Annotated in this window: 13 protein-coding genes and 2 pseudogenes; 13 read left to right on the plus strand and 2 right to left on the minus strand. The window is 44.1% G+C overall.

Annotated elements, in window-relative coordinates; translation table 11 throughout:
- Window positions 1-77 precede the first annotated feature (77 nt).
- From HQM11_09600 to HQM11_09640, 9 genes and pseudogenes are all read left to right on the plus strand, one after another.
- The gene (locus tag HQM11_09600) at window positions 78-398 is read left to right on the plus strand and encodes a transposase (GenBank protein MBF0351278.1); all 321 of its coding nucleotides are present in this window, start codon (window positions 78-80) and stop codon (window positions 396-398) included.
- Window positions 371-601, plus strand: a pseudogene (locus HQM11_09605) (transposase). Before HQM11_09600 ends, HQM11_09605 begins: the two are co-directional and overlap by 28 nt.
- A gap of 52 nt (window positions 602-653) precedes the next feature.
- Window positions 654-3,455: a DEAD/DEAH box helicase family protein gene (locus HQM11_09610; GenBank protein MBF0351279.1), complete on the plus strand. Its 2,802-nt coding sequence runs from the start codon at window positions 654-656 to the stop codon at window positions 3,453-3,455.
- A gap of 31 nt (window positions 3,456-3,486) precedes the next feature.
- Window positions 3,487-5,220: an N-6 DNA methylase gene (locus tag HQM11_09615; GenBank protein MBF0351280.1), complete on the plus strand. Its 1,734-nt coding sequence runs from the start codon at window positions 3,487-3,489 to the stop codon at window positions 5,218-5,220.
- Window positions 5,217-6,425 (plus strand): DUF1016 family protein, encoded by a 1,209-nt coding sequence (locus HQM11_09620; GenBank protein ID MBF0351281.1) that lies wholly within the window; start codon window positions 5,217-5,219, stop codon window positions 6,423-6,425. The genes HQM11_09615 and HQM11_09620 overlap by 4 nt, the downstream gene beginning before the upstream one ends.
- Window positions 6,422-6,592: a hypothetical protein gene (locus tag HQM11_09625; protein ID MBF0351282.1), complete on the plus strand. Its 171-nt coding sequence runs from the start codon at window positions 6,422-6,424 to the stop codon at window positions 6,590-6,592. Before HQM11_09620 ends, HQM11_09625 begins: the two co-directional genes overlap by 4 nt.
- A complete protein-coding gene (locus HQM11_09630; GenBank protein MBF0351283.1) occupies window positions 6,589-8,613 on the plus strand; it encodes a restriction endonuclease subunit S in 2,025 nt (674 codons plus the stop codon). Before HQM11_09625 ends, HQM11_09630 begins: the two co-directional genes overlap by 4 nt.
- Window positions 8,610-10,334 (plus strand): restriction system-associated AAA family ATPase, encoded by a 1,725-nt coding sequence (locus HQM11_09635; protein ID MBF0351284.1) that lies wholly within the window; start codon window positions 8,610-8,612, stop codon window positions 10,332-10,334. Before HQM11_09630 ends, HQM11_09635 begins: the two co-directional genes overlap by 4 nt.
- Window positions 10,334-11,473 carry a hypothetical protein gene (locus HQM11_09640; GenBank protein ID MBF0351285.1) on the plus strand — a complete coding sequence of 380 codons (1,140 nt, stop codon included), beginning with the start codon at window positions 10,334-10,336 and terminating at the stop codon, window positions 11,471-11,473. Before HQM11_09635 ends, HQM11_09640 begins: the two co-directional genes overlap by 1 nt.
- Before the next feature lie 494 nt (window positions 11,474-11,967).
- Here the strand turns inward: HQM11_09640 and HQM11_09645 are convergent, their stop codons facing one another.
- Window positions 11,968-12,195: an HNH endonuclease gene (locus HQM11_09645; GenBank protein MBF0351286.1), complete on the minus strand. Its 228-nt coding sequence runs from the start codon at window positions 12,193-12,195 to the stop codon at window positions 11,968-11,970.
- A gap of 1,688 nt (window positions 12,196-13,883) precedes the next feature.
- Between HQM11_09645 and HQM11_09650 the strand changes: the two genes are divergently transcribed.
- The 4 genes and pseudogenes from HQM11_09650 (at window position 13,884) to moaC (ending at window position 17,619) form a co-directional block, all read left to right on the plus strand.
- Window positions 13,884-14,333 (plus strand): hypothetical protein, encoded by a 450-nt coding sequence (locus tag HQM11_09650; protein MBF0351287.1) that lies wholly within the window; start codon window positions 13,884-13,886, stop codon window positions 14,331-14,333.
- Between the two features lie 25 nt (window positions 14,334-14,358).
- Window positions 14,359-16,380 (plus strand): annotated as a pseudogene (locus HQM11_09655) (dehydrogenase).
- A gap of 169 nt (window positions 16,381-16,549) precedes the next feature.
- On the plus strand, window positions 16,550-17,104 hold the full coding sequence (locus tag HQM11_09660) for a hypothetical protein (GenBank protein ID MBF0351288.1): 555 nt from the start codon (window positions 16,550-16,552) through the stop codon (window positions 17,102-17,104).
- A 2-nt stretch (window positions 17,105-17,106) separates the two neighbouring features.
- Window positions 17,107-17,619, plus strand: a complete 513-nt coding sequence (gene moaC, locus HQM11_09665; GenBank protein ID MBF0351289.1) for a cyclic pyranopterin monophosphate synthase MoaC — start codon at window positions 17,107-17,109, stop codon at window positions 17,617-17,619.
- Between the two features lie 51 nt (window positions 17,620-17,670).
- Here moaC and HQM11_09670 read toward each other — a convergent pair whose 3' ends face one another.
- Window positions 17,671-18,156, minus strand: coding sequence for a peptidylprolyl isomerase (locus HQM11_09670; GenBank protein ID MBF0351290.1), 486 nt, complete (start codon window positions 18,154-18,156; stop codon window positions 17,671-17,673).
- Window positions 18,157-18,345 lie beyond the last annotated feature (189 nt).

An 18,345-nucleotide genomic window follows, 5' to 3' on the forward strand; every position in this document is an offset into this window, starting at 1 on the left:
GACCGGACATGTTCCATGTTGACGGTGCCAAACAGCCAGGAGTCGCTTTTGTCCAAAAAGATTTCTCTGAATCTTCCATGCTCCTCTCTTCTCAAAACAGGAATCCCATTCAGAGGCGAAAGGATTATGACACCCAAAAAGAGAACTATTCCGGTAAGAAGAAACGTCATAGTAAAAAAAATCTGGTCGTGGTGGATCTTGACCGAAAAGTACATGTTCTCTCTCAAACACAAAATGGAAGTTCTCATGACTACCAAATGTTTAAGGACTCCAATATTGGGAATCAGATCCCTAAGGAAATAGTTGTCGCGGTTGACTCTGGTTTTACTGGAATTCTTAAAGATTATCCCAATCTTCGTGTGTTGATTCCCGAAAAAAACCGAAAAACGGGGAATTAACCGCTCAACAAAAAGAAGACAATCGCTGGATATCAAAAATTCGAGTGATTGTTGAAAACACGATCGCGGGTATCAAACGATACAAAGCCGTCACGGATATTTATCGAAACAAAAAAACAGGTTTTGAGGATTCGTTGATGCTCATCGCATGCGGACTCTGGAATTGGCATCTAAAATCTGAAAAAGGTCTTGTATTTCAGTAAGTATTATTTCACAACAAGTCTATTGATAATCAGAATATATTGAAAATGAGTTATGTCTGAAACGGAAGCATTAACCAGAATTAAACGAATTGACAAGCAACTGGAACTCTCCGGTTGGAATGTTAAAGACCCTACTCAGGTCGTAAAAGAATACGATATTCATGTTGGGGTGGCTTCTGGTGTCGCGGAACCAGGAACTCCTTATCAAGGACATCAATTCTCAGACTATGTTCTTTTAGGGAAAGACGCAAAGCCCTTGGCTGTTGTTGAAGCCAAGAAATCCAGTAAAGATGCCGCAATCGGTAGAGAACAGGCGAAACAATATTGCTACAATATCCAAAGAGAGATCGGTGGGGAACTTCCATTCTGCTTTTATACCAATGGGCTGGAAACCTATTTCTGGGATTTGGAAAACTACCCCCCACGGAAAGCAGTGGGCTTTCCCACTCGTGATGATCTGGAAAGATACAGTTACATACGGAGAAATCGCAAAGCACTTACTCAGGAATTGATCAATACCGATATCGCAGGTCGTGATTACCAGATTCGGGCAATCCGTGCCGTTCTTGAAGGAATTGAACAGAAAAAACGCGATTTTCTGCTGGTAATGGCAACAGGTACAGGTAAGACTCGAACTTGTATTGCTCTGGTTGACGCTCTGATGCGTTCTGGTCATGCCGAAAAGATTCTTTTTCTTGTGGATCGAATCGCTTTGCGTGAGCAGGCACTTTCTGCATTTAAAGAACATCTTCCTAATGAACCTCGTTGGCCAAATGTCGGGGAAAAGCTGCTGGCAAAAGACCGCAGGATTTATATCTCAACCTATCCCACGATGCTCAATATTATTCGGGATGAATCACAAAATCTTTCATCCCACTTTTTTGATTTCATTGTAATCGATGAAAGTCATCGATCCATTTATAATACCTATGGTGAAGTGCTGGACTATTTTAAAACCATAACCCTGGGACTCACGGCAACCCCCACCGATATCATTGACCACAACACCTTTAATTTATTTCACTGCGAAGATGGCCTCCCCAGTTTTGCCTACACCTACGAAGAAGCCGTTAATAATATTCCACCCTATCTGAGCAGTTTTCAGGTAATGAAAATCCAGACCCGTTTTCAGATGGATGGGATCAATAAGAGAACCATATCTCTGGAAGACCAGAAAAAAATGATTCTGGATGGAAAGGATATTGAAGAGATTAACTTTGAAGGCACTCAACTGGAAAAGCAGGTAATCAGCACCGGTACGAATACACTGATTGTCAAAGAATTTATGGAAGAGTCCATCAAAGATCCTAATGGGGTTTTACCGGGAAAAACCATCTTCTTCTGTTCATCAATAGCCCATGCTCGTCGAATGGAAGAAATCTTTGACAAGCTCTATCCCGAATACAAAGGCGAACTGGCTAAAGTTCTTGTCTCCGATGATCCCCGTGTCTATGGCAAAGGCGGTTTGCTGGATCAGTTTACCAATAACGATATGCCCCGCATTGCGATCAGTGTGGATATGCTGGATACAGGAATTGATGTCCGTGAGATCGTCAATCTGGTGTTTGCGAAACCGGTGTACTCTTACACTAAATTCTGGCAGATGATTGGCCGTGGTACTCGCTTGCTGGAAGCCAAAAAAGCAAAACCCTGGTGTACTCAGAAAGATTTTTTCCTGATCATTGACTGCTGGGATAATTTTGAATACTTCAAGCTCCAGCCCAAAGGGAAAGAACTCAAACCACAAATCCCATTGCCGGTAAAACTGGCAGGGTTCCGCATTGATAAAATAGAAGCAGCCCGGGATCAAGGACTTGATGAGGTTGTTTTTGCTGAGGTGGCTAAGCTTAGAAAACAGATTGCCTCTTTACCGAAAAACTCTGTAGTGATCAAAGAAGCGGCCAAAGCACTTCATTCTATTGAGGATGACAATTTCTGGATTACCCTCACTCATGAAAAAATGGAATTTCTACGCAATGAAATCAAACCGCTTTTCCGTACTGTTTCTGACGCCGATTTTAAGGCAATGCGTTTTGAAAGAGATATTCTGGAAGTTTCTCTGGCAAAAATCAAAGAGGAAAAGACTCTATTCGACACCCTGAAGGAAGGAGTTGTCGAACTGATCAGCGAATTGCCACTGACCGTCTCTTTTGTAAATAAAGAGGAAGAACTGATTCGGGCCGCTCAGACAAACCGCTACTGGTCAAAGATCAGCGAATCCGATTTTGATGAGCTGATAGAAAAGCTTGCCCCCTTAATGAAATTCCGTGAAAGCGATGCTGGAACAGTCGGGCCGATCACACTTAATTTTAGAGATGAACTCCATAAAAAAGAGATGGTGGAGTTTGGCCCCCAAAATGAAGCGGTGAGTATTACCCGATACAGGGAAATGGTGGAAGAACTCATTGCCAGTTTAACGGAAGAGAATCCAATTCTTAAAAAGATTCGCGATGGCGAAGAAATTTCTCCCGACGAAGCAGAGAATCTGGCAAAGCTCTTGATCGAAGAACATCCACATATAACGGAGCTATTGCTGCAGAAAGTTTACAAAAATCGCAAAGCCCGCTTTATTCAGTTTATCCGCCATATTCTTGGCATTGAAATCCTCAAAAGCTTTCCCGATACCGTACAGGAAGCATTTGATCGATTCATACAACAGCACAGCAATCTCAACAGCAGACAGCTTGAGTTTTTGAATCTGCTGAAAAACTTTATCGTGGAGCGTGAAAAGGTAGAGAAAAAAGATCTGATCAACGCACCATTTACGGTCATTCACCCGCAGGGAATACGAGGTGTTTTCTCACCTGCGGAAATAAACGAAATATTACAACTCACTGAAAGACTTGCCGCGTAACAAGTACCAGTGAGGACCTAAAAGAGAAACGATGCTGCAAAACAACCCTGAACTGAAAAGCAAGATTGACCAACTCTGGAACAAATTCTGGTCTGGTGGAATATCCAACCCCCTCACTGCCATTGAACAGATCACCTATCTGCTCTTTATGAAGCGACTGGATGAACTGGATCAGAAGAGACAAGCCGATGCCGAATGGACCGGTGAAAAGTACGCTTCCAAATTTGAAGGCACCTGGATTCCACCGGAATATCGTGCAAAATCCCGGGAAGATGACACCCAAAAAGAGACGGATAAAAAAGCTGAAGATGAAAAGCTGTATGAAATTGACAAACGAACTCTGCGTTGGAGCGAGTTCAAGCGAATGCACGCCGAAGAGATGCTACAGCATGTGCAGTCAAAGGTGTTTCCCTATCTGAAAGACCTCAACGGTGCGGAATCCAACTTCACCCACCATATGAAAAATGCCGTCTTTATTATCCCAAAACCAGCACTTTTAGTGGAAGCCGTAAAGACCATTGATGAAATCTTTGAAGTGATGGAGAAGGATTCCAAAGAAAAAGGGCAAGCCTTTCAGGATATTCAGGGGGATGTGTATGAAATGCTTCTCTCGGAAATTGCCAGTGCCGGTAAAAACGGGCAGTTCAGAACACCACGTCATATTATCAAAATGATTGCCGATCTGGTACAGCCGCGACTTGGACACCGTATTGCTGACCCTGCCTGCGGTTCGGGGGGATTTCTTCTTGGAGCCTATCAGTACATTGTAACGCAATTGGCCCTCAACGCTGGAAGCAAAGACCTTGTTCCCGATGAGGACGGTTTTGTTCGTACCTCTGTTTCCGCAGGACTTACCGAAAAGTCGCAGGCGATTCTTAACGAATCTCTTTATGGCTACGACATTGACAGCACCATGGTTCGCCTCGGGCTGATGAACCTGATGATGCATGGGATTGACGAACCCCATATTGATTATAAAGACACCCTCAGCAAGAGTTTTACCGAAGAATCCGAATACGATATTGTCATGGCAAATCCGCCCTTCACCGGCAGTATCGACAAGGGTGACATTAATGAAAATCTCACACTCTCGACCACTAAAACAGAGCTTCTTTTTGTGGAGAATATTTTCCGGCTGCTGAAAAAAGGGGGAACTGCCGGGGTGATTGTGCCTCAGGGAGTTTTATTTGGAAATGGCGGAGCCTTCAGGGAATTGCGTAAAGCACTGTTGGAACGGTGTGATCTGAAAGCGGTAATTACCATGCCGAGCGGTGTCTTTAAACCCTACGCCGGAGTGAGTACGGCGGTGCTGCTCTTTACCAAGGTGTGGGGTCCAAAAGACAAAGTGACAAAACCGGCCACGGAACAGGTCTGGTTTTATGAAATGGCTTCCGATGGTTATTCGCTGGATGACAAGCGGAGTAAGCAGGACGGTTATGGGGATCTGGTTGATATTGTGGAGACGTTCAAAGCTCGTAATGCAGAGAAGGACACCGACCGTACCCGGAAATGCTTTATGGTACCCTATGCGGAAATTGCCAATGATGAAAATAACTATGATCTTTCTTTAAGCCGTTACAAAGAGGATGTTTTTGAAGAAGTCGAGTATGAAAAGCCGGAAGTGATTCTGGAAAATCTTTTGAAGGAAGAAGTAGGTGAAGAGTTTTTTAACCGCAAAATACACGAAAAGCACGAAAAGGGTTTAGAAGGGTTAGAAAGCGGGATTGTGAAGGAGTTGCTGGAATTGCGGGAGATGATCGGATGAGTAACCAGAATAATAAAAATATCTCAATTGACAACACTCTCTTTGACCGGGTTGTGTCCATTCTCGAACAAGCCCGTGGCAATGTTGTTCGTGCCGTCAATACCAATATGGTTACGGCTTATTGGTTGATTGGCCGGGAGATTGTACAGGAAATTCAGGGTGGTGAAGACCGAGCGGAATATGGAAAACAGCGAATAGAATCACTCTCGGCAAAACTCCAGCAAAGGTATAAAAAGGGGTTTTCCACTTCGAATTTATGGTATTTCAGACAATTTTTTCTCACTTATGAGAATAGAATACAGATTCCCCACCCGGCTGGTGGAGAAAGTACCCTTGAAATTCTCCACCAATCGGGTGGAGAATCACCAAAACACTACCCGTCGGATAGTGCATTCGATCCATCCAGTTCAATTCTCTCCCGGACGGGGAGAGAATTGATAAACGGTTTCAGTCCCCAGCTCTCCTGGTCACACTACCGTGCCCTGATGCGGGTGGACAACATGGAGGCCCGCGACTTCTACGAACGCGAAGCCATCGAATGCGGCTGGAGCAAAATGCAGCTCGAACGCCAAATCCACAGTTTTTACTATGATCGGATTATCGCCAACCAGGGAAAAAAAGGTCTGCTGCCACAAAGCCGGGAACGGCTGTCAGGTGAACGCATTGACCCTGCATCCATCATCAAATCACCGCTCGTACTGGAGTTTTTAGGTCTGCCCGATCCACCGATACTGCACGAAAGCAAACTGGAGCAGGCGATTATTGATAACCTGCAAAGTTTCCTGCTGGAATTGGGTAATGGGTTTTCGTTCGTCGCTCGTCAAAAGCATATCCGTTTTGATGACGAGGATTTTTATATCGATCTCGTCTTCTATAACTACATCCTCAAGTGCTTTCTGCTGATCGACCTCAAAATGGGAAAACTCAAGCATGCCGATATCGGACAAATGGATGGCTATGTCCGGCTCTACGAAGATCAGTTTAAAATTCCCGGCGACAATCCAACCATTGGACTGATCCTCTGCTCCGATAAATCTGAAGCCGTTGCCAAATATTCAATCCTGAACGAAAACAAGCAAATCTTCGCCTCCAGGTATATGCTCTATTTGCCTACTGAAGAACAGTTGCAAAATGAGATTGAACGGGAGCGTCGGATGATTGAGGAAGTGATGAGTGAGAGAAAAGAGATTGGGGGTGAGGAATGAATGATTTTAACCACGGAATGCACGGAATGCACGGAAAAGATTTGGAAGGGTTAGATAGCGGGCTTTTTTTTAACCACGGAACACATGGAAGGCACAGAAAATTGTTGGAAAAGATGGAAAGCGGGATTGTGAAGGAGTTGCTGGAACTGCGGGAGAGGATTGGATGAAATCTAATTATAAAATTGAACCGCTTGGAGAACATGTTAAACAATTTAGCCTTCGTAATAAAGATGAAGCTGATATTGAAGTTTACTCAGTAACAAACTCTGCCGGCTTCACTCTATCGACTGACTACTTTAGTAAAGAGGTTTTCAGCAAAGATGTGTCAAATTACAAGATAGTTTCCCGAGATCAATTCGCTTATAATCCATCTCGTATCAATGTTGGATCAATAGATTATTTACGCAATAAAGATAAAGTTCTAGTAAGCCCTCTTTACATTATATTCGAAACCGACTCCAAATTAAGTGAAGACTATTTACTTCGTTTTCTAAAGAGCGATTGGGGAAATATTCAGATACGTGCAAATACGGAAGGTGCGGTTCGTGATTCGCTCAAGTTTAAAGGGCTGGAAAAAATCCAAATCCCCCTCCCGCCCATCGACGACCAAAAACGCATTGCCCATCTTCTGGGCAAAGTGGAAGGGATGATCGCCCGGCGTAAACAACACCTGCAGCAGTTGGATGAGTTGCTGAAAAGTGTGTTTCTGGAGATGTTCGGGGATCATTTTACCCAAGGAAACTATAAGTCTTTTGGAGAATACATTGATGTCCTAACTGATTATCATGCAAATGGTAGTTATGAAATTTTAAGAGATCATGTTGAACTACAAACGACACCTGATTTTGCTTTAATGGTTAGAACTACAGACTTAGAAAATAAAAATTTCGTGGACGGTTGTAATTATATAACAGAAAAAGCTTATGAATTTCTTTCGAAATCAAAGGTTTATGGAGGTGAAATAATCATCAATAAAATTGGTAGTGCGGGTCGAGTATATCTAATGCCATTTTTGAATAGACCAGTTTCATTAGGCATGAATGCATTTCTTCTTAGGTTTAACAATAAACTCAATAACATCTATATGTATTATTTGTTAACATCTGATTTTGGAACTAATGCTATACAGAAACATGTAAAAGGTGCTGTCACAAAAACAATTACTAAGAATGCAATTAGAAGCATAAAGATTCCTGTGCCACCCATAACTCTACAAAACCAATTCGCCTCTATCGTCTCAAAAGTCGAATCCCTGAAATCCCGCTATCAATCCAGCCTTTCCAATCTGGAAAATCTCTATGGTGCTCTCAGCCAGAAGGCGTTTAAGGGGGAGCTGGATTTGGGAAGGGTTCCGTTGCCGGTGGTGGAAGAAGCGGAGAAACCTGAGGATGTTCCAGTGCTCCCTTTTGATGAAGGTCTGTCAGAAACAATGAAGAAAACACTGGCAGACCTGAATAAATTCAACAATAGCAGTGCTTCACTTAGGGCTTTGCAAGAAGCAATGGCAATCAATCTTGATAGCCCTACAATGAAAGCGGCTCAAATGCTGGCAGAACAGGCCCGGCTCTGGAAAAACCCGCTGGATGAATTGAAGAATATGTCGTCCGTTTCCCGTGCAATGGCAGAACTTGCGAAACTTTCAACTCTTCCACAAATGACAGTGGAACAGTTGGAGGCTTTCCGAAGTACCAGTAGACTGGCACAGCAACTTGCGGCATCTCTTCCCAAAATCGATATGAGATTCATAGAACAACAAAAAAAGCTCCTGGAAAACGCCTCACGCCCTTTTATGGAAATGCAGAAGACTCTGGCAAATCTTAATCTTTCTCATACAACCCTTTCCGGAACACTGGATGATTCCGAAGCTGTAGCTCGCCGCTTTCAGGCCGCTATTCCCGATTTTTCAAGTTGGCAGCAACAGTATCGTACACCAGAGAATATTGATACAGACGAAGAGGATGAAGAGCCAAAGCATATTTTTACCCGTTATGATATTACCGATATATTGACAGACAAAACAGGGCTCTCTTTTGAAGAACTGTCAAAGAAACTATCAGAACTGGAAAGAATCGATCTTTCATCTTATGAACGAATCAGAAGTATTCTTTTTGAAATGCTGCGAGAAGAGGTTTTGACGCAGCAATTTGACGCAGAAAGCCAATCACTTCAGTTGAGGCTGACAAAATGAAATTGATCCGCTTGAAGATTACCGATCCTCACGGATTCAGAAGTTTGCAACCCGGCTTTGAATATCACTTTCGCAGGGAGTGGGAGCTTGACCGTGATGATGAGTTTGCGCCCTTCATTTGCGCCGGGCCAAATGGAAGCGGAAAGTCAAATCTGCTTGAATTATTAGCGGCAATCTTTTTTCATTTGGATTGCAAAGGATTAGTAAATCGTCCCGATCTATTTGAATACAACGAGGAAACTGTCCCTAATGGTTACCGGGAAGAGATTGGATCACCAGACGCTTTTGAATTGGAGTTTTATGGCAAACCCTTTGCGGACTTTGCTTTAGCAACGAATGAACATTATCCACGGGTTTTAATAACCAAAGAAATCGACAAGGGACCGCAATACTTCATTCTCAATGGACTTAAATTGGATCCTCATGAACCACTTCAAAGTCAATTAGTTAAAAAGATTCTGCCTGATTTTATCCTTGCCTACTCCTCAGGCGAAAATGAAATTCTCAGCCTGTCTTTCTTCAAGATGCGATTTATCCATTTTGATGAATATGCCGATTTCAGCAGAAAAAATATAGGATACTCATGTCCGCCCAATGGGGACCAGCCGGAGGGGCGACTTGCATTTTTGGACCAGGATTTCAGTCAGGCTATACTGTTGAGCAATTTCATTCTTGGTGAGAAATCAACATTAATTCCATTTGCCCAGGAAATAGGCCTTGAGGGAATACACTTTTTTAGAATTATACTTCGGGACATTCAGTATCCTTCAGGGCTAGGGGTATCATCAAGCTCGACCACATCTCCAGCCACCAGCAAATCCGATGGTTCAACAGGGCTTCGTTCTGAATGGCCCCTTCTTGAAAAAGCGGCTCCCATTGTTAACAGCCTGAAAAGCTGTGCTACCTCTTTTTTCCGGGATGATAAGGACACCTTATACATGGATTTTTGGCTGGATGAACAATGCCAGAAAGCCTTCAGAGCTCATTTTGAAAGTCCATTGAAGCTTTTCCAATCACTGCAATTACTTCTGGCACTCAATCTCTATTCGGTTAGCAATCAGCAGAAGCTGGAAATGTACCAATCAAATAGCCTTTATTTCAATGAAACAATTCCCGTTCTTCCTTCTGACCTTCGAGTGGTTCGTTTCAAAGATGTTATTCTGAAAAAACGAGGTGTAGATTCAGACCGCATAGTCTACTGTAAAGCCCTTTCTGATGGTGAAAATCAATTTCTGCACACATTGGGACTTTGCACCCTCTACCGTGATAACAGTGTGCTTTTTTTACTTGATGAACCTGATACTCATTTCAATCCGGATTGGAGATCAAAATTTATCTCCCGCCTTCGAGACTGCTTTCCCACATCCAATAGTTTCAGAGAAATGCTGATTACTACCCATACACCATTTTTAATTTCTGATAGCAAGCCGGAAAAAGTCCTGGTGTTCGAAAAAGATGAAGAGACTGGAAAAGTGGCAATTACTCGACCCGATTACAATACCCTTGGAGCTTCGATAAATAAAATCACAATGAGTGTTTTCAATAAACGGGAAACGATTGGTGGTTTTGCTGAATCAAAACTTAGTGAAATGAAATCCCGATATGAAAATGGTGAAAATCCAGAGAATCTCATTAACGAAATAAATGAAACACTTGGTGACTCTATTGAAAAAATCCTGCTGATTAAAACGATGCTTGATATTGATAAGGGGGGAAAGTAATGCTGTTTCCCTATAAGTATGTTCCACACAAGATGGAAATGATGCAGGAGTTTATTGACTTCATATTCTATGAAGTTTGGTGTAAGGCTTCATCGCTTCAATATGGAGCTGACATATTCGAGAAAGAGGGGAAGCCTTGGAAGCAAATTATGGAAGAGCTATTTCGGCTCGATGCCGCAGGAAAGATGAAAGATGTCGGGGCAGCAGCATTTTTCTATAACGATGTAAATCAAATATTCAATGAATTCAAAATATTAACAGCTAAGGAAATTGAATGCTATAAAACGATACACAAGATAAATAACAGCATAAAGGATGTTTGTAAAAAGACCTGTACACAGCCTCCCTCGAAATATTGTGATCTATTGGCAACTAAAGAAAAACTGAATGAATTATTGAAAGATTTCTTTTCAAAGCTGTACTCTTCTGGATTCTTTCACTTAAAGCTTGTTAAAGATGCCTTTGAATCAACACTCTCTGAATACTATACTGATTTTGTTCGTACGAATAATGAAGATATCTGTCCGTTCTGTGGGCTACAACCTCTTGATGGCGAATTTGATCCTACCCGTGAGGCCTTTGATCACTATCTGCCAAAAAGCCTGTATCCATTTAACTCAGTGAATCTTCAAAATCTTGCACCCTCTTGTAACAAATGCAATTCCGGAAACAAGAAAGATAAAGACACGGTCTTTAATCAAGACGGGTCTAACAGAAAGGCGTTTTATCCATTTTCGACTGAACAATATAAAGCAAACATCGATATAACAATTACAGAAAAAAAATGGTATAAAATGACCCCTGATTGCCTCATGTTGAATTTGTCATCTGATGGCTATGAAGAAGAGGTAAACACCTGGATAGATTTATTTCGAATAGATCAGAGATTTGCAGCTCATTGTTGCGGCAAACGTGGCGAAATCAATTGGCTTAATAGGATTTTTACCGAATCAACGAATTATCAGAAAACACCTAAAGAAGTGCTGAGAAATGAGCTTGAGTATCTTTCGTCGGATCTACTGAGCGACGCTAATTTTCTCAAAAAACCCTTCCTTGAAGCTTGTGAACAAGCAGGACTATTTAATGAAGATCAGCTTCCGCCGTCCATGGCTCCATCTGAAAAGATGGGCAAGTTTTAAAAACTAAAGACCCGCCGCAGGAGAATTACGATGAAAACCGGTTTACAAACGGCCCATAACAGCAGGTATACGCTACGCCATGCAGGCTTGGCATTCGGCACATTCGGATATGCCGCAATACCCGTGAGTGAAATCAGGTTCGTAGTCCCGCCTTTAGGCGGAAAGCCCTGCGGAAAAGCCGCCTGAAGGCGGAACTACAAACTTTTCGCCAGGATTTAATTGAAACCCCGAAATAAACTATAACTCACTGTAATTAGATTGCTTATTAATTATAATCCCAAATTCACTCACTGGTATTGGGTTATGCCGGACGTCACATACCGCAACCGTTAAGAATTTGAGAAGTAAAATGAAAAAAATGTATAATCGGGTAGAGGGGAGCTTTTCTCTTCCCCCTCCCAGTCGGGTAAGAGGGTAGTGTTACCACAACGCTTTCCCCTAAGAACGGATCGTACGGTTTTCACAGTAATCCGCTCAAGCCTTGATAAGCGGGTTCAGCCGACAAAACCACGTTTGATAAAGGGTGATACCTGGTTGTGACAAATAGAATGGAGCAGCGCCACATTGGATGACAGGTTCGTTCCTCCTTGAGATCGGGGAAGAATATGATGGACTTCAAATTCCTCTCTTTCAGTCAGAAGTCTTGAACAGACCGTACATGTTCCATGTTGACGGTGCCAAACAGCCAGGATTCGCTTTTGTCCAGAAAGATTTCTCTGAATCTTCCATGCTCCTCTCTTCTCAAAACAGGAATCCCATTCAGAGGCGAAAGGATTAGCGTGTCAAGGGACAATACGGGTTTTTTCCGGAGATAACCTCAACCCTCTTTCCGCAAGAAACTTCTCGGTAATCGGCTTGACCCGATTTTCAAGAACTTCTTTGTCGTTTCCGGTAATAATCCAGTATCCGCTGTTTACGTATCACGATGTTTATCAGAAGTTCAGATACCTTAACCCTGGGATGATGAAAATTCAGGTCACTCGATAGAATGGAATTGATCCCGTTTTTATCCCCATAATGGGATGGTAGTGGCGGCTTTCTAATTTGCCGCCACGTAGGGCGGCACTACCGTTTTTATGGAATAAAACTTGGATCTCTTATTTTGAAATAAAAATATCATTCTTTAGTGCGATTTTCATCATCCCACCTTAACCCTATCATCTTAGCCTGGCTCCTGATCCGCCTGATGCTGGCAGAGTTGGTTTTTTCCTCGCGGAAAAACCTCCTACCCGTTATGTGGATAAGGGATTCATTGTTTTGACAGCTTCACACCCAAGAATTACTACTGACGCATGTGTCAATAGGCTACCATGAACGGAATCATGGGTTAGGTCACAGATTTGAAAACCTATGCCTAACAATTAATAAAGCGACCTCGTGTCGCACCACCACCTCGCATGCCGGTCCGCACGTGTCGGTTCATCGGGTCTTTTAAAAAAGTCTCTCGGTACAGTGAAACTTCCAAGGCCGGTTTTCTGCCTAACGCCGCATCTCACATGCCCGGTCGGGGTGAACACGGAAGTCGAGTTAGTCAGGACTCCTCCTTATTCTAAGATGTCAGGCCCTTCGCCATGTCTTACGCATTACCGCGAGCGTTCGACTACTACGGCATGTGCTGACTTCTGCTCAATCACCCGATGAATTGCTTCATCAAGCGCTACAAAATACAAAGAAGCATTCTGCCGCATATTGAACAGATCTCCCCAGATAAGGACGAGCTCTGTCTCGACACAACCGCCTCATTTACTCTATCTCGTAAGCCGCAGGGCTTTGACATGCTTGGCTACCTCGTCCCGGAGAAGTGAGCCTTTTATGAGGATCCTGTCCGTTGATTCGTCGATTTGCTCCGGGCTTCCTTCATACCGTTCCTCGCCGATTGGCCCTTGCCTTTCGCTAGTGGTTATGACATTCATTGCCCTTAGGTTTCGGTTTGTTTTCTCTGTTTGCCGCCTGCTGTCGCGGCGGTGCCACAATATTGAAACCATAGATAAAGAAAGCCAGCGGCTTTCCCACAGGAGACTTGCATCCCATTAGAACGCGCCCATGCTGGGCGTACCAAAACGTAGGAGCGAACCTGTGTGTTCGCCCAACTTCCGGGCAGACACACAGGTCTGCCCCTACAGTACAAAACCATGACCGAAAAGATGATCGTGCCTTCTTGAAGGATGCTGATTTATTTTTCTGAAACACTATTTTTCAGCCCATATTTCTAGAACTGCCGAAGATATTTTCAAAGAAAAATTATAAAAATTTGTTTTCGTACTTGAATATTATCTGTCTGCTCGTTAACCACATCACATGAGTGAGACACTTTTATTTTATTCAGGGAGATTTATCTTGTGGTCGGGTGCGATCATTCCTGGAGCCTGAAGTTATTCTCATATAAGTCCGACCCTAAAAAGAGGCTGCCATGATATTAAAAATTGTTGATGCTGGAGAAGAATATCTGTTGTCAGGCGCAATCACGCCCAATATGGATCTTTCTCTTCTTTTTGAAAGTACGCAGAAATACCTCACACTCAATCTGAAGGATATTTCGGCGATGAGTTCCACCGGAGTCAAGGTGTGGATTGATTCCATTAAAAAACTGCGGTCCATCGGTAAATTCATTGAATATCGTGAATGTTCAGAAGCTTTTCTGGAGCAGTGCAACATGGTTCCCATGATGGTCAAGGATGTGGATGTCACGTCGTTCTACGTCAACTTCATGTGTGAAGAATGTGAAGAGTATGATTTAAAGCTGCTGGAAACGGATGAACTGGATCTTGAAGACCTGCCACCGGGGTTTCCTTGTCCTAATTGTAACGAAAGCATGTTGCCAGAAGAGGATGACGCTTTCGATTTTTTAAGAAATATTTAACTCAACAAATTTTGAGGGGAGAATTATGAAACGAATTGTCAGTATCAGTCTTGGGCCAAGCCGCGAAAATTATGAATTTGATACCGAGTTTCTGGGACAGAAATTCAATATCAAACGCTTTGGAACCAACAATGATGAGAAAAAAGCGGAAGAACTGATTTTAAAATGGCAACATGAAGCGGATGTTATTGGTCTGGGCATGGTTCGGGACCATAATATCGTGGGAACCAAAAAATATATTCAGAAACCCACTGAACACCTGGAAAAGCTGGTAACCAAGATTCCTGTCACAACAGGCGCCAATCTGCGAACCATCGTTCAGGAATGGGTATTGCGGGATGTTCAGGCCCGGCTTGGTGGCTATTTCAACAATGCGCGCGTCCTGATTCTTTCTGGAATGACCAATTACAAAGTTGCGACGGTTCTGTCAGAATTCACAGAAAATATTTCGTTTGCTGATCCGATCCTGCAAATGGGGATTCCGAAATTGATCACCAATATGCATGCACTGGAATTGTATGCGAGGGGAAGTGACTCATGGACGAAACACGCACCCAGCAAAGATATTGTGCCGTCTATGGTTCCCCTTCAGAAATGGAATAAATTTATCCTTAGAAAAGCCATGCAGAAAGCCTCTGTCGTGGTGGCCCCATTCAATCAGATTGAAAAATATGGTCTGGAAGAACTGGCAGGCAAAACGATCCTGACTTCCACGGTTTCAGAGGAACGACTCCGTTTTCTGGGCGCGCAGGGCGTTAACATGGTGATTGACGGATCGCCTCAAGTGTTTGATGGAAAAACGGTGGGACTGAATGTGCTGGATGCGGTGATTATCGCCGCTCTGGATAAAGGCCCGGAGGCCATCACCAATGATAACTATCTCGAAATACTCTCAACCCATCATGAACTGGAACCCAGAATTCTTTATCCTTCTGGTGAAAAACGACGATTCAGCCGGTTTGCGTTTGTAATTCATCCGTTGTCACAGGAATATTTCAAAAAAGTAAAACCTGTGGAAATTTTATCCAAACTGCCCTCCAACGCCGTCATGAATGCGCTGGAAAAAGCCATGGCCTATGCGCCTCCGTTTATTTATTCAGAAGTCAAAGGCATTCGGTCTCCCACCGGCGCGGAAGCAGAAGGCTGGCTGATTTCTGTCGGCGGAACACCAAAAGAAATCATGTCGCACAGTCCTGAATTCACCTATCGCCGTTTGCTTGCCGCCGCAAAAATGGCCAAGAAACTCGGGGCACAGATCATGGGTCTGGGGGCCTTCACCAAAGTGGTGGGTGATGCGGGAATCACCGTGGCCAAACGTGCTCCGCTGCCGATCACTACCGGAAACAGCTACAGCGCCTCGGGCGCAATCTGGGCCGCCGCTGACGCGGTACGGCGCATGGGGCTGGTTCAATTGGAAGAAGGCAAGCGCATCAAAGGAAAAGCAATGGTGGTTGGCGCAACCGGCGCGATTGGTTCAGTGTGTGCCCGTCTGCTGGCAAAGGTCATTGGCGAATTGCACATGGTGTCCCCTGAAACTGGAAAACTGCTGGCCTTGAAAGATTCCATCCTGATGGAAGATCCGGAGTTGATCATTCATCTGTCGTCTTTTGCCGGCAAGGATCTGGAAGACATGGATATGATTGTGACCGCGACTTCAGGCGCAGGGAAAAAGATTCTTGACATCATGAAGGTTAAACCGGGTTGTGTGATCACCGATGTGGCTCGTCCACTGGATCTTCCCCCGGAAGAAGTCGCCAAACGTCCAGATGTGCTGGTCATTGAATCCGGTGAGATTGAACTGCCGGGTGATGTGCATATGAAAAATATCGGACTTCCCAAAAAAGTGGCCTATGCCTGTCTGGCGGAAACCATTGTGCTGGCCCTCGAAGGACGGTTTGAAAACTTCACTCTGGGTCGTAACATTGAATGGGAAAAAGTCCGGGAAATTTATAAACTGGGAATCAAGCACGGCATGAAGCTCGCGGCGATTTCAGGGGTCAATGGCGTTTACTCGGACGAAGACATTGCCCGGGTTCGTGATCTTGCCATTGAAAAACGAAAGGCTGCCGCACCAAAGGTCGCAGAACAGAAAAATGAAGTGCCAAAGGCCGAAGCTCCAAGGAGTGCGGCGCCCAAAGTTGCCCCAACCAAGACGACTGCGCCCAAAGTAGCGAAAAAAGTTGCGGCACCCAAAAAGAAACCCGCTAAGGACAACGGTGAAACCAAATAATTCCGTCCTGTTATGGAGTATCCTGACGGTTCTGATCATAGCAACCGTCGGGTGCTATCCCTCAAATATCAACCATCAATGGGGGTGGACCACCACTGAAATCCGTGGTAGCGTCCACCAGCCCAATCAGCAGCCAATCCCCGGAAGCTTCATTCTGGTGCAGCAATACTATTCCCAGTTTGTTCAAATGCAGGATGAACCCCCGGTGTTTACTCCCCGCGCCAAACTTGTGTTTCCCGGTTCAGCGGGTCAGTTTGTGATTCCGTTTGATTATCGTGCCTCAAAAATTTCAATGGCAGTGATTGCGTCGGGATTTCAGACCGAGCATCTTTATTTCAATCGTCAGATCGGTGTGGGCAATCTGGAATGGAATGTTGAACTCCACCCGACACCAGCCTGGAAAGAACATTTTCTGATTTTGCTGAATCCGTTTCTTCAAGGACTGATTCTTGACAAACGTTATGCGCTGGAAGACGCCCATCAGTTGTTTCTGGGAGATTGGCTGGAACAACAAAAAGAAAATTTGAGCACAGGCCCCTGATTATGTCAGAATTCACACATCTTGATCAAAACACTCGTCATCCCCGAATGGTGGATATTTCCGCCAAACAGGTCACGCACCGCACCGCAGTGGCTGAAGCACAGGTTTTTCTGGGCGAAGAGTTGTTCAACCTTCTTCAGGAAACAGGTGCGACATCCAAGGGGCCTGTGATTCAAACCGCCGTGATTGCCGGGATTCAGGGAGCCAAGCGCACTTCTGAGCTGATCCCCATGTGTCATCCTCTTTCGCTGTCAAATGCGTCAGTCGATATTACGCTGAATAATCTTCGTGCGGTGATTCAGGTCACAGTCAAAACGACCGGTCCAACCGGCGTGGAAATGGAAGCCTTGACCGGTGCGTCTGTGGCTGCATTGACACTGTATGACATGTGTAAATCCGTATCGAAACGCATCGTGATTGAATCGATCCGGTTACTTGAAAAAACAGGGGGGAAATCAGGCGATTTTAAATGGAATGAGCTACAGGAAACTCACCATGAGTCTCCGGTGAGTTGAAAAAATCAGGGTTGAAGGCAACCAGGCCGGAGTTCAGCCTGGTAATGCTCATTAATGATGGTGTCCACCTGGTCCATGGACATGGCCATGATGCAGTTCTTCGGCAGAGGCTTCCCGAATCTCCATGATGGTGACATCAAAATTCAGGGTTTGACCAGCCAGCGGATGATTGCTGTCGACGGTAATGTCATCGCCATCAACGTCTGTGACTGTGATGACTTGTTGGCCACCCTCTTCTGTTTCAACCTGAAACTGCATGCCGGGTTCAACCTGTTTGACACCACGAAACGCGGCGCGTGGTACAATCTGCACTTGTTCTTCATCATGAAGCCCATAAGCCTCTTCAGGAGGAACGCTCACCTTGAACGAATTTCCAACGACTTTACCTTCCAGTTCTTTTTCCAGTCCCGGGATCAGATTTCCGTTTCCATGAAGATAAAACAGAGGTCCATGCCCCTCTGAAGTATCCAGAACTTCACCTTCATTGTTGGTCAGTGTGTAGTTGATGGAAACTACAGAGTTTTTTGAAATTTGCATAATTTTCCTTGAATGGATGTCTTTTATCGATTCTGTGCGTCATAGGGCCAGAACATGAATGGAATTCAGTATTCCTGTATGCTTCAGGCGGAACTGTCTGCCAAAAGTTAAATAAAAAAACAGAAACAGAATGAATTTTCAAGTTGCTTGCAATTGAAGTGTGAAGTAAGGCTTTTTATGCAAAGTCAA

It is taken from the genome of SAR324 cluster bacterium (genome assembly GCA_015232315.1).
Taxonomy (GTDB): Bacteria; SAR324; SAR324; order SAR324; family NAC60-12; genus JADFZZ01.